This is a genomic window from Ensifer sp. Root127 (assembly GCF_001425225.1).
GTDB classification, from domain to species: domain Bacteria; phylum Pseudomonadota; class Alphaproteobacteria; order Rhizobiales; family Rhizobiaceae; genus Ensifer; species Ensifer canadensis.
Map to the genome: position 1 here is coordinate 501,582 of NZ_LMDX01000001.1, position 11,706 is coordinate 513,287.

An 11,706-nucleotide genomic window follows, 5' to 3' on the forward strand; every position below is an offset into this window, starting at 1 on the left:
GTTACACCACTTCCCTCAGCCGCTCTGCCGTCTGCAGGTCGACGGAAACAAGCTGCGACACGCCCTGCTCCGCCATGGTGACGCCGAACAGGCGGTTCATGCGGGCCATGGTGATCGGGTTGTGGGTGATGATGACGAAGCGGGTTTCGGTCGATGCCGCCATCTCGTCCATCAGGTTGCAGTAGCGCTCGACATTGTGGTCGTCGAGCGGCGCGTCGACTTCGTCAAGAACGCAGATCGGCGCCGGATTGGTGAGGAAGACGGCGAAGATCAACGCCATTGCCGTCAGCGCCTGTTCACCGCCCGACAGCAGCGTCATGGTCTGCGGCTTCTTGCCCGGCGGACGGGCAAGGATTTCAAGGCCGGCTTCAAGCGGGTCGTCGCTCTCGATCAATTGCAGCTCGGCCGTGCCGCCACCGAAGAGATGGGTGAAAAGCCGTTGGAACTGGGCGTTGACCACGTCGAAGGCGACGATCAGCCGCTCGCGACCCTCACGGTTGAGGTTCTGGATGGCGCTGCGCAGCTTGCGGATCGCTTCGATGACGTCGTCGCGTTCCTTCAGAAGCAGAGCGAGCCGCTCGGAGAGCTCCTTCTGTTCTTCTTCGGCCCGAAGGTTGACGGCGCCAAGACGCTCCCGCTCGATCTTCAGCCGTTCCAGCTCGCGCTCGACATTGCGCATGTCCGGCAGCGCCTCGTCGACGGCAAGCCCGGTCAGCCGCATAACCTCATGCGGAGCACAGGAGAGCGCCTCCTGGATGCGTGCCTCGATCTCGACCCGGCGCTCGCGGCCGGATACCAGCCGCTCCTCGGCGCGGCCGCGCTTTTCGCGCGATTCTGCCAACTCCGAAAGCGCGGTTGCGGCCATGCGGTCTGCCTCGCGCTGGCGACCCTCGGCCTCGGCCAGGATATCGGCGGCCTCGCGACGTGAAGCCTCGGCCTTCTGCAATTCGTTCATCAGCGCGCGCCGCTTGTCCTCGAACTCGTCGGGCGCATCCATCAGCTCCTCGACCTCGTCGCGCGCTTCCGCCTCGCGATCCCTGAGGGTGGCTATATGTTCTTCGGCGCTTGCCGCCCGTGCTTTCCAGGTCTGGCGTTCGCCTGATATCGCAGTGATCCGGCGCTGGCGCGCCTCGTTTTCGCGCGCAAGTCCGTCATGGGCCGCACGCCTTTCGGCAACCGCTGCCCGGTCGGCGGCGACATCTGCCGTTTGCGTGCGCAATTTCAGCTCAAGTTCTGAAAGGTCGGGCGCATCGGCAAGCGCGTCGTTGGCGGTCTCGATCTGCTCGGCGACCTCTTCAAGCTGGCTTTCAAGCTGGCTCTTGGTTTCGGCAACAACCGCGCGGCGACGCGAGAGATCGCCGGATGCGCGCTCGGCAGCGGCCAGCGCATCGCGCGCTTCGCCGAGCTGGCGCGTGATCATGCGCTGGGCGTCGCGCGCAAGCCTCAGCCGTTCATCCTCGGCGCGGATGCGCGAGCCGGCAGCGGCAAGATCAGCCTCGGCACGGCGGAGCGACTCGCCGGCGTCGTCCGCCTCAGTATCGAGTTCAGCAAGGCGGTTCTTCTGGGCCAGCCTTAGTGCTGCAGCACTTGGCGCTTCGGAACCGGTCACGTGGCCATCCCACCGCCAAACCGAGCCCTGCTTCGTCACCAGGCTCTGGCCGGGTTTCAACAGCGGCATCAGCCGCTCGGCCTCTGCCTCGCTGTCGACAATGCCGACCTGGCTCAAGGCACGCGTCAATGCCTGTGGCGCGCGAACGTGCTCGATGAGTGAGCGCGCCCCTTGCGGCAAGGCGGCATCGCCGGAATGATCGCCCGGTGTACGCCAATGGGCCGGTGCTGCGCTATCGAGCGGCGAATCGAGATCATCGCCAAGCGCTGCGCCAAGCGCCGTCTCGAAGCCGCGGTCGACCTTCATCTCCTCGACAACAGCCGGATAGTCGCCACCACCGGCCGCTTCGAGCATGCGACGGATCGTGCGCGCCTCGGTCTCGATGCCGTTCAGGATGGCCCGCGCCCGATCGACTGGCGGGCGGGCGTCGGCCTCGGCGCGGCGGGTTTCGGCGAGGGTCTCTTCGATGGCTGCGACAGTCGCCTCGGCCTCTTCTAGGGCGGCCTCGGCCACTTCGACCTGGCCCTGTTTTTCGTGCGGGTCGGGCAGCGTCGACATCTGCCGGTCGAGTTCGTCAAGATCGCGGGCCTGGTCGGAGAGCTGGCGCGCCAACCGAGCCTGCCGCTCCGAGAGATCGCGCAGCGCCCGCTCAAGCTGGTTGCGACCGGCCTGTGCCTCGGCACGCTCGGCCGTCAGCCGGCTGAGATCTGCTTCGCTCATGGAGAGCTTTTCGTTCGCTTCCTCGAGCCGTTCCCGGGCTTCGCTTGCCCGGTCGTCCGCCTCGGCGAGCAGTTCGCGCAGTTCTTCATCTTCTTCGTCGAGGCGAGCGAGAATACCGGCATTGTCGGCAACCAGGCGCTCCTCGCGGGCGATATCCTCGGCAAGCTGGGCCAGGCGACGCTGCAGCTCGTCGCGACGGCGCAGGATACGGCCAGCATCCTCCTCAAGCTGCGAACGGGCGATCTGCAGCCGCTGCAGTGCGGCCGCCAATTTCGCCTCGCTCTCGCGCAGCTCCGGCAGTTTCAGGCTGGAAATCGCCTGATCCTTGGCGGCCTGCATCTGGGCCTGCGCCTTTTCGGCGACGAGTGCCGTCACCTGGTTGAGTTGGCTGGTCGCCTCGGCTTCGGCTTCCTTGGCCTGAACCCAGCGGATGTGGAACAGGATCGCCTCGTGCTTGCGGATATCGGCAGAGAGCATCTTGAAGCGACTGGCCTGGCGCGCCTGCCGTTTCAGGCTCTCGATCTGGCTTTCGAGCTGAGAGGTGACGTCATCAAGGCGCTCGAGGTTGGTTTCGGCGGCTTTCAGCCGCAGCTCGGCCTCATGCCGGCGCGAGTGCAGGCCGGAAATACCGGCCGCCTCTTCCAGAAGCTGGCGCCTGGCCTGCGGCTTTGCCGCAATCAGCTCGCCGATGCGGCCCTGGCCGACCATCGACGGCGAGCGAGCGCCGGTGGACGCGTCGGCAAACAGCAGCTGCACATCCTTGGCGCGCGCTTCCTTGCCGTTGATCCTGTAGACCGAGCCCTGTTCGCGCTCGATGCGGCGCGTCACCTGGATTTCGTCGCTGTCGTTGAAGGCGGCAGGCGCGGTGCGATCGCTGTTGTCGAGGTAGAGGCCGACTTCGGCGGTGTTGCGCGCCGGGCGATTGCCGGAGCCCGAGAAGATCACATCGTCCATACCGGACGCGCGCATGTTCTTGTAGGAGTTCTCCCCCATAACCCAGCGCAATGCCTCGACAAGGTTCGACTTGCCGCAGCCGTTCGGGCCGACGATGCCGGTCAGACCGCGCTCGATGATGAATTCGCTGGGTTCGACGAAGGATTTGAAGCCAAGCAGGCGAAGCTTGTTGAACTTCATGCGGCAAACGCTGGCGCGGAACGCCCCTCTTCACCCGGCCCCAGGGCATGAAAAACGGGCGCACGGCTGCTGCCGTCGCCCGTTTTCAGGAAAAGCGAAGGATCAGAGCTTGCTGTCGATGAGGGCCGACATGACGTCAACCGACATATCCCCAGAATAGTGCTCTCCATTGACGAAGAAGGTCGGCGTCGATTGTACGCCAAAGTCCTTTGCGCCCCGCTGCATAACTGCGTTCACATCATCCAGAAGTTTTTGGTTCGTCAAGCAGGACTCGAAGCTCTCCTGTGTAAAACCGGCAAGTTTGGACATCTGCAGCAATGCGTCGCGACCATTCTGAGCGGCAGCCCACTGCTGCTGCTGCTTGAACAGCATCGAGATCATCGGGAAATACTGGCCCTCTGGGGCGCAGCGCGCCAGCATGAAGGCGGCAGCAGCGCGCGGATCGAACGGGAATTCGCGCAGGACGAAACGAACCTTGCCGCTGTCGATGTACTTCGTCTTGATCGCTTCGAAGGTGTTGTTGTGGAAGGCGGCGCAATGCGGGCAGGTCATCGACATGTATTCGACGATCGTTACCGGGGCGTTGGCATCGCCGACCGCCATTTCCGGCAGCGCTCCGGGCTCGAGCAGCTTGGCCATGTCGACGGAGCCTTCCGAGCTCGGCAGCTCGACCTTTGCCGGAGCGGCGGTCGACTGGGCAACTTCGGTGCCGGCGGGCTTGGCTTGCGCGGTCGTTGTCGGAGCAGCCGTCGTCGAAGCGGTCGTCATCGCGTCGGCCGGCTTGGCGTCGGCCTTGGCGGCCGTTTCCGTGGTTTCGGTCGGGGTCGCCGAAGCCTGCTCCTTCTTCTCGTCGCTGCAGGCGGCAAGCACAAGAGCGACGGTCGCGATGGCAACACCGCTGAGCAGGCGTTTCGAAAGGTTCATTGCGGAAGCGGACATGAATTTTACCCGTGTTCGGAGGGAATTGCAGTGCGGATTCGATATCTTGCCGCGCGCGGGGCGGCAAGGGGCAGCGTTTCAACAGAATTCAAAGAATTGTGACCGCCTGATGGTGCTGGCCTAACGCCGGCGTGGAGACATGACTGCGGTCCCGAGCCGTCGCAGCGCCGCCTTCAGCTCTTCGCTCTCGATACCCTCGACCATGGTTTCGAGTTTGCGGGCCGGTTCGCCGGAAAGCGGGCTTGGCTTGCGATTGCGTTTTGGCGGCGGCGATACCGGCTTTTGCACGATCCGCAGCTGGCCGATGGCATAAAAGCCGAAGAAGCCGTTGATACGCTGGATCAGCTCGCCCTGTGCATGGGTGAGGAAAAGCGCACGCGCGCCCTCGCAGGCAACGGTGAGCACGCCGGGCTGATGGCCGCCCTCGCCGGCAATCTCCGAGGCGCGTCGCGGCCAGGCGATCTTTTCCGGCCGGGTGCAGTCGGCAAAGTCCGCGCCGGCGATCTCGTCCCAGGAGCCGAGCAGCATGGTGTTGATGCCGGCGCGCTTGGCGAGCACCGGATCGATCAGGCCGTTGGCGACCTCGCTGATCTGGACCACACCCCTGCGGGACTTCTGTTCACTCACGAACGCGACTTTCTGTATGCAATGTCGATTGAGCCTTGATGCGCCGGCTCGCCTTCTCCAAGTATAGGCCGGAAAAGGAACTTCCGGCAAATCATGGCAAATACGATCACGGCGGCGAAGGCCGCTCCGCTTCTTCTTGAATGGTACGACCGGCACCACCGCGAGCTTCCGTGGCGGGTCTCGCCGTCGATGGCGCGGCAAGGCGTGGTCGCGAACCCATACCATATCTGGATGTCGGAGGTCATGCTGCAGCAGACGACCGTGCAGGCGGTGAAGGCCTATTTCGAGAAGTTCCTGACCTTGTGGCCGGCGGTCGAAAATCTCGCCGCCGCCGACAATGAAGACGTGATGAAGGCCTGGGCCGGCCTCGGCTACTACGCACGGGCGCGCAACCTGAAGAAATGCGCCGAGGCCGTCGCCCGCGATCATGGCGGCCGTTTCCCGGACACGGAAGAAGGGCTGAAGGCCCTGCCCGGCATCGGCGACTATACGGCCGCCGCCGTCGCCGCCATCGCCTTCAACCGCCAGAGCGCCGTACTTGACGGCAATGTCGAGCGGGTGATCTCGCGGCTCTATGCCATCGAAACGCCGCTGCCGGCGGCCAAGCCGGAAATGCGTAGCCAAGTCGCGGCCTTGACGCCCACCGACCGGCCCGGCGATTTCGCCCAGGCGATGATGGATCTCGGCGCGACGATCTGCACGCCGAAGCGCCCCGCCTGTTCGCTCTGTCCCTTCCGGCCACACTGTCTGGCGCTTTCCGTCTCCGACCCCGAGACTTTTCCGCGCAAGGCAAAGAAGAAGGACAAGCCGCTGAGGCTCGGCGCCGCCTTCGTGGCGATCGATGCCCGCGACACGGTCTATCTGCGCAAGCGCAGCGAAACCGGCCTACTCGGTGGCATGACCGAAGTGCCCGGCACGGCGTGGACGGCGCGGCAAGACGGCGAGACTTCAGTCGAGGCCCAGCCCTTTGCGGCGGCCTGGGAAGACTGCGGCACGATCACCCATGTGTTTACGCATTTCGAGTTGCGCCTGTCGGTCTACCGGGCCAATGTCGCGCGCGCCGAGACCGGAAACGACGGCTGGTGGGAGCCGGTCGCTTCGCTGAAAACCCAGGCGTTGCCGACGGTTATGAAGAAGGCGATCGCCCAGGCGATACCAGATGCCTTCAAGGCCGAGCGCGTCTAGCGTAGACGCGCGGCGCTGTAAAAGTTCGTAAAGAGGAACAGGTTCATGAGCAGCATCGAAATCCGCCACATCGTCTTCGACATCGGCAGGGTGCTGATCCACTACGACCCGAATCTGCCTTTCAGCCGCATCATTCCCGACGAGGCCGAGCGGCAGTGGTTCTTCGCCAATGTCTGCTCCCACGACTGGAACATCGAGCAGGACCGCGGCCGCTCCTGGGAAGAAGCCGAGGCTCTGCTGATCAAGGATCACCCTGAACGGGAAGAGCATATCCGCGCCTTCCGCAAGCACTGGCAGGAGATGGTCCCGCACGCCTATGTCGAAACGGTTTCCCTGATGGAGAACCTGATCGCCGAGGGGCGCGACGTGACGATGCTGACCAACTTCGCCTCCGATACGTTCCGCGAGGCGCTGCAGCTCTATCCGTTCCTCACCCTGCCGCGCGGCGTCACCGTGTCGGGCGATGTCGGCCTGATCAAGCCGGATGTGGCGATCTACGAGACTCATGCCCGCAACTTCGACCTCGATCCGCCAGCGACACTGTTCATCGACGACAGCATGCCCAATGTCGAGGGCGCGCGCCTCGCCGGCTGGTACGCGGTGCATTTCACCGACCCGGAGAAGCTGAAGGCCGATCTCGCGGCCTATGGCATCCAGCGCTGACATGGCAGCGCGCCAATAGCTGGAAGTCCCCGAGGTTGAGGGAAACATACAAACGCCCGGAAACCTTGCGGATTCCGGGCGTTTAAAGCTCTCCTTCCGGGACTGAAGGTACAAAAACCGGGCAGAGGGCTTTTCGAAGGACCTGGCGGAACTGGTTGATCAGTTCAGTTTTGCCAGGTCATTTCGAATGACGGTTCTGAGTTCGTCGATGGGCTTCAGGATGTTCCCATCTTCGAAGTGCCAGAATGTCCATCCATTGCAGGCATCCAGACCCTGGACCTTGGCGCCCAGGCGATGAATGGAGCCGGCCTCGCCACCGGAGGCAAGCGTGCCGTCGGCGCGCACGATGGCACTATGACGCCGCCTGGCGTCGGTCAGGACGGTGCCGGGCTTGATCAATCCGCTTTCGATCAGCGTATTGAATGCCACGCGCGGCTCGGCCTTCTTGCCGGTCATCACAGAAAGCATGGCCTTGCCGAGCGGCTCGACGGCGTCGATGCGCGCCGATGCCGCGTCGATGTAATCCTGTTCGCGCTCGATACCGACGAAGTGACGGCCGAGGCGCTTGGCAACGGCGCCGGTGGTGCCGGAGCCGAAGAACGGATCGAGGATGACGTCGCCGGGCTTGGTCGATGCCATCATGATGCGGGCAAGCAGCGCTTCCGGCTTCTGGGTCGGGTGCACCTTCTTGCCATCGTCGCCCTTGAGGCGCTCGTGACCCGAGCAGATCGGAAACAGCCAATCGGAGCGCATCTGCACGTCGTCATTGGCCGCCTTCATTGCATCGTAGTTGAAGGTGTAGCCCTTGGCGCTGGCGTTCGGCGTCGCCCAGATCAGCGTTTCATGGGCGTTCTGGAACCGGCGGCCCTTGAAGTTCGGCATCGGGTTGGTCTTGCGCCAGATGATGTCGTTGAGGATCCAGAAATGCAGGTCCTGGAGGATGGCGCCGACGCGGAAGATGTTGTGGTAGGAGCCGATGACCCAAAGCGTTCCGGTCGGCTTCAGCACGCGACGGCAGGCAAGCAGCCAGGCGCGGGTGAAGGCGTCATAGGCTTCGAAGGAAGCAAACTGGTCCCACTCGTCATCGACGGCGTCGACGACCGACTGGTCGGGGCGGGTCAGCATGCCGCCAAGCTGCAGGTTGTAGGGCGGATCGGCGAAAACGACATCCACCGAATTGTCGGGAAGCGCATTGAGCGCTGCCACGCAGTCACCCTTGATGATGGAATCGAGCCAGCCCAGCGGACGGGTGGAACGGGAGACTTCGGCAAGCGAAACAACTGATGACATGGACAACTCGCAAATACGCTTACTCGGGACGGACTATGGAGCGTATGGTTACCGAAGATGGTTACCAAAGCCTGAAGGTCATCAGGAAAAATTTTGTAATTGCGATGCATAGCCAACCGCTTGGCATGCCGATGGCCCTCAAGCCTCGTGGAAGGCGCGGCTGTCGACCGGCGCCTGATGCCGCTCGTTCATGCCATAGTCGCGAACGACTGACGCGATGCGCAGACGGTAGTCGGCAAAGACGCCGTGACGGCCGGCCTCCTGGGCGGCGCGGTGCTCGGCGCCGTTGCGCCATTCCTTAACGGCGGCCTCATCGCGCCAGAACGAAAGCGACAGGACCTTGTTCGGATCGGCAAGGCTTTGAAAGCGCTCGATCGAGATGAACCCGTCGATGCCGTCCAGCAGCGGGCGCAGGTCGGCGGCGATGCCGAGATAGGTATCGCGACGACCCTCGGCCGGCAGTACTTCAAAGATAACGGTGATCATGAGCTCAGTCCCTTCCAGCCGGTGACGAAACGTTTTTCAGGAAGATGCGATCCTCCTTCAGAATAAAACGCTCTTTGCGCGCGAATGCGTAGTTCTCGCTGCCCAGAGGGTCGGCGGCAAGCCGGGCGCGATAGGCCTCATAGGCAGCAAGGCTGTCGATATTGTAGACGCCATAGGCGGTTGTCGCCGAACCTTCGTGCGGCCCGAAATAGCCGATCAGGTCGGCGCCGCAGCGCGGGATCGCCTCACCCCAGTTGCGGGAATAGGCGGCGAATTCCTCCTTCTTGAAGGGGTCGATTTCGTAGCGGATGAAGCAGGTGATCATCTTGAGTTCCTCGTGTTTGTCTTTCGATGAACCCACTATGCCCGCTTGCCGGCCTTTGATGCTTCGATTACCATCGAAGTATGAAGGAAGGTCCAGACATCGCACTCATCGGCTCGCTGATCGGCGACCCTGCCCGCGCCAACATGCTGACCGCGCTGATGGCCGGGCGCGCACTGACGCCGACAGAGCTTGCGGCCCATGCCGGCATCACGCTGCAGACGGCGAGTTCCCATCTTTCCAAGCTCGAGGCCGGGGGCCTGCTGACCCAGCGTAAACAGGGCCGTCACCGCTACTACCAGCTGGCCGAAGACGAGGTCGGGCTGATGCTAGAGAACCTCATGGGATTTGCCGCCAGCCGCGGCATGAACCGGCATCGCCCCGGGCCCAGGGATCCGGCCCTGCGCAAGGCCCGTGTCTGCTACAACCACCTAGCCGGTGACTACGGCGTGCGCATGCTCGACAGCCTGATCGCGGCGAAACAGATCGAGGTCGCCGGCGACGATCTCGCCTTGACCGATACGGGCCAGATCCGCATCGAGGCGCTCGGCATAAGCTACGCATCGCTGAAGAAATCCCGCCGGCCAATCTGCCGAACTTGCCTCGACTGGAGCGAGAGACGCTCGCATCTGGCAGGCTCGCTGGGCGAGGCGCTGCTGACGCTGTTCATCGACAAGGGCTGGGCAAAACGCGAGAACAACAGCCGCGCCATCCGCTTCACCGATAGCGGCGAAAGGGCCTTTTCAGACCTCTTCCCGCAGTGAACACGGGTCCGTGCCTGCTCGCACCAGAACATCCCTAAAACCGCTATCGGCAACGCGGCTACAGAGGCCGGCCCATTCGCATTCGACACAGACCGCCGCGGCCTTTCCGTCGGCGACTGATCTGTCGAGGATGTTCGCGATGGCCGCGAGTGCAAGACTGTCTCGCCGTGCAATGCTGTCTTCCCGGCAATGGGCACCGGCGTCACACAACATCGGCACGCAAATATCGTCCGGGCCGTCGACAACCGTGACGCTTTCACCTGACGACAGGCGTTCGGCGATCCTGACATAGTTGCGCGTGAACGTGGGCGTGTAGCCCTCGCCCACGAAGGTCAGCAGGCACAGCAGATGGTGCCCGCGCAGCCGGACCGTCAAAGCAGGTCCGTCGGCTTCTGCACATAGCGCTGGACGGCTTTCAGCACGGCCGCCGCAAGTGCCGACTTCAGCACCGCGCCGAGCACGAAGGGCGCAGCACCGAGTGCGATTGCCTGTTCGAAACCGATCAACGTCGCAAGCCAGGCGGCGCCAACTGCAAGGCACAGCATGTTGGCGGCGAAATGGGCGGAGAAGCTCAGGACAACGCGATCGCCGGTCCAGCCGCGCTGTGCCAGCCAGCCGGCGATACCAGCGACCAAAGGAAAGGCGGCGAGATAACCGGCCGTCGGCCCTGCGAAATGGGCAAGACCGCCGGCGCCATTGGCAAGAACCGGAAGCCCGAGCATGGCCTCAGTCAGCCAGGTAAGGACGGTGGCAACGCCAAGCCGCCAACCATAGATGACGCCGATCATCGTGATGGCAAAGGTCTGCATGGTCACCGGCACCGGGACCATCGGCACGCTGATCTGCGAGGAGAGCGCGAGAAAGCCGGTGCCGAGAAGCACGAACAGCGCCTTGACCGGCCAGGCTTTACCGTCGAGGCGGAGCGGATCGAAGAGGGGCGCGTGGGCGGAAGCGAGATTGGACATCTGGGTCTCCGTGGGTTGCATTCACGATTATAGATAATTTTTTATTCTATCTATAAGATGGCCGCACTAGCCCCGACTGACGTACCAGTCAATCCGAGACCGACAACGGCGCGCAAAATCGCACGTCGATTCCATCAACAGACTGAAAAACAAGGCAAATAAATTATCTATAATTTTGCGCCCATGGCGGCGACCCAAGCGTAACGGTTGCGCTCAAAGACCTATCCGACGATGGAAAACGCCTCTCGCGTCTCGCCGGCAGCTGTCTTGACCGGCGTCTTGCCAATCCAGCCGACATGGCGCGCGAGGATTTTGGCTGCCTCGTCGCCCCGCCCTTCCCGCAAGGCGGCAAGGATCGCGCGGTGGTCATGGTCGGTGCGCGCTTCCCAGCTGCTCCTCCAGGCCGAAAACAGAAAGCGGGCGCTGGCGGCATGCAGGTCGTCGATCGAGGCGAGCAGTCGCGGCATGCCGCAGGGCTCCAGGATCAGCCGATGGAAAGCGCGGTTGGCAGCCTCCCAGGAACGGACGTCGCGCGACGTGTCCGCGGCGACCGTTGCCGCCTCGGCACGATCGAGGATGGCAGCGGTCAGATGTGGGATCGCATGGCGCAGCGCCAGCACCTCGAGAACCGCCCGCATTTCGGCGACCTCGCGGACTTCCTTGAGGTCGAACGCCGCAACACGAACGCCGCGACGTGGCTCGCTGACGGCAAGCCCCTGCGCCTCCAAAAGCCGGAACGCTTCGCGCACCGGCACGTGGCTGGCGCCGAATTCCTCGGCGATGTGATCCTGGCGCAGGCGCTCGCCCGGCGTCAGCACACCCGAGATGATCCTCTCGGCCAGTACCCGGCTGATGCGGCTTGCGATCGTATCGTCCCGTTGCTTGTTCATCGGCTACAGATAGAGGTGCCGGCAGGACCTGTCGAGCAAGCGACTGCGGCCTTTCGACGATTTCCAAAGGTTGAGATTTCGGCCGCCATCGTATAAACCTTCGGCGTACAAA

Annotated in this window: 12 protein-coding genes; 3 read left to right on the forward strand and 9 right to left on the reverse strand. The window is 63.4% G+C overall.

What is annotated here, in order from left to right:
- Position 1 precedes the first annotated feature (1 nt).
- The 3 genes from smc to ASD03_RS02425 form a co-directional block, all read right to left on the reverse strand.
- Positions 2–3,463 carry a chromosome segregation protein SMC gene (gene smc / locus ASD03_RS02415; RefSeq protein WP_025426204.1) on the reverse strand — a complete coding sequence of 1,154 codons (3,462 nt, stop codon included), beginning with the start codon at positions 3,461–3,463 and terminating at the stop codon, positions 2–4.
- 102 nt (positions 3,464–3,565) lie between these two features.
- The gene (locus tag ASD03_RS02420) at positions 3,566–4,402 is read right to left on the reverse strand and encodes a DsbA family protein (protein ID WP_081788840.1); all 837 of its coding nucleotides are present in this window, start codon (positions 4,400–4,402) and stop codon (positions 3,566–3,568) included.
- A 120-nt stretch (positions 4,403–4,522) separates the two neighbouring features.
- Positions 4,523–5,029, reverse strand: coding sequence for a DUF721 domain-containing protein (locus tag ASD03_RS02425; protein WP_025426202.1), 507 nt, complete (start codon positions 5,027–5,029; stop codon positions 4,523–4,525).
- A 93-nt stretch (positions 5,030–5,122) separates the two neighbouring features.
- On the opposite strand from ASD03_RS02425, the gene mutY reads away from it, so the two are divergent.
- Together mutY and ASD03_RS02435 are read left to right on the forward strand one after the other, a co-directional pair.
- Complete coding sequence (gene mutY, locus ASD03_RS02430) at positions 5,123–6,214, forward strand: A/G-specific adenine glycosylase (protein ID WP_025426201.1); 1,092 nt, start codon at positions 5,123–5,125, stop codon at positions 6,212–6,214.
- 45 nt (positions 6,215–6,259) lie between these two features.
- Positions 6,260–6,877, forward strand: coding sequence for an HAD family phosphatase (locus ASD03_RS02435; protein ID WP_038575950.1), 618 nt, complete (start codon positions 6,260–6,262; stop codon positions 6,875–6,877).
- Between the two features lie 159 nt (positions 6,878–7,036).
- Here ASD03_RS02435 and ASD03_RS02440 read toward each other — a convergent pair whose 3' ends face one another.
- The 3 genes from ASD03_RS02440 to ASD03_RS02450 form a co-directional block, all read right to left on the reverse strand.
- A complete protein-coding gene (locus tag ASD03_RS02440) occupies positions 7,037–8,167 on the reverse strand; it encodes a site-specific DNA-methyltransferase (protein ID WP_025426200.1) in 1,131 nt (376 codons plus the stop codon).
- 138 nt (positions 8,168–8,305) lie between these two features.
- Complete coding sequence (locus ASD03_RS02445; RefSeq protein ID WP_025426199.1) at positions 8,306–8,653, reverse strand: antibiotic biosynthesis monooxygenase; 348 nt, start codon at positions 8,651–8,653, stop codon at positions 8,306–8,308.
- Positions 8,654–8,657: 4 nt separating this feature from the next.
- Positions 8,658–8,978: an NIPSNAP family protein gene (locus tag ASD03_RS02450; RefSeq protein ID WP_025426198.1), complete on the reverse strand. Its 321-nt coding sequence runs from the start codon at positions 8,976–8,978 to the stop codon at positions 8,658–8,660.
- 80 nt (positions 8,979–9,058) lie between these two features.
- Between ASD03_RS02450 and ASD03_RS02455 the strand changes: the two genes are divergently transcribed.
- Positions 9,059–9,739, forward strand: coding sequence for a winged helix-turn-helix domain-containing protein (locus ASD03_RS02455; RefSeq protein WP_025426197.1), 681 nt, complete (start codon positions 9,059–9,061; stop codon positions 9,737–9,739).
- On the opposite strand, the gene ASD03_RS02460 is transcribed toward ASD03_RS02455, so the two are convergent.
- From ASD03_RS02460 to ASD03_RS02470, 3 genes are all read right to left on the reverse strand, one after another.
- Positions 9,719–10,114, reverse strand: coding sequence for a DUF1284 domain-containing protein (locus ASD03_RS02460; RefSeq protein WP_025426196.1), 396 nt, complete (start codon positions 10,112–10,114; stop codon positions 9,719–9,721). The genes ASD03_RS02455 and ASD03_RS02460 overlap by 21 nt on opposite strands.
- Positions 10,111–10,704, reverse strand: coding sequence for a biotin transporter BioY (locus ASD03_RS02465; RefSeq protein ID WP_025426195.1), 594 nt, complete (start codon positions 10,702–10,704; stop codon positions 10,111–10,113). Before ASD03_RS02465 ends, ASD03_RS02460 begins: the two co-directional genes overlap by 4 nt.
- A 221-nt stretch (positions 10,705–10,925) precedes the next feature.
- Entirely contained in the window at positions 10,926–11,594 is a 669-nt protein-coding gene (locus ASD03_RS02470) for a GntR family transcriptional regulator (protein ID WP_057211508.1), read from the reverse strand.
- Positions 11,595–11,706: the final 112 nt, after the last annotated feature.

What these genes read in the sequence shown, in the direction of transcription:
- smc (WP_025426204.1), bottom strand. Translation starts at nt 3,463, where the DNA reads ATGAAGTTCAACAAGCTTCGCCTGCTTGGCTTCAAATCCTTCGTCGAA.
- ASD03_RS02420 (WP_081788840.1), bottom strand. Translation starts at nt 4,402, where the DNA reads ATGTCCGCTTCCGCAATGAACCTTTCGAAACGCCTGCTCAGCGGTGTT.
- mutY (WP_025426201.1), top strand. Translation starts at nt 5,123, where the DNA reads ATGGCAAATACGATCACGGCGGCGAAGGCCGCTCCGCTTCTTCTTGAA.
- ASD03_RS02435 (WP_038575950.1), top strand. Translation starts at nt 6,260, where the DNA reads ATGAGCAGCATCGAAATCCGCCACATCGTCTTCGACATCGGCAGGGTG.
- ASD03_RS02440 (WP_025426200.1), bottom strand. Translation starts at nt 8,167, where the DNA reads ATGTCATCAGTTGTTTCGCTTGCCGAAGTCTCCCGTTCCACCCGTCCG.
- ASD03_RS02445 (WP_025426199.1), bottom strand. Translation starts at nt 8,653, where the DNA reads ATGATCACCGTTATCTTTGAAGTACTGCCGGCCGAGGGTCGTCGCGAT.
- ASD03_RS02450 (WP_025426198.1), bottom strand. Translation starts at nt 8,978, where the DNA reads ATGATCACCTGCTTCATCCGCTACGAAATCGACCCCTTCAAGAAGGAG.
- ASD03_RS02455 (WP_025426197.1), top strand. Translation starts at nt 9,059, where the DNA reads ATGAAGGAAGGTCCAGACATCGCACTCATCGGCTCGCTGATCGGCGAC.
- ASD03_RS02465 (WP_025426195.1), bottom strand. Translation starts at nt 10,704, where the DNA reads ATGTCCAATCTCGCTTCCGCCCACGCGCCCCTCTTCGATCCGCTCCGC.
- ASD03_RS02470 (WP_057211508.1), bottom strand. Translation starts at nt 11,594, where the DNA reads ATGAACAAGCAACGGGACGATACGATCGCAAGCCGCATCAGCCGGGTA.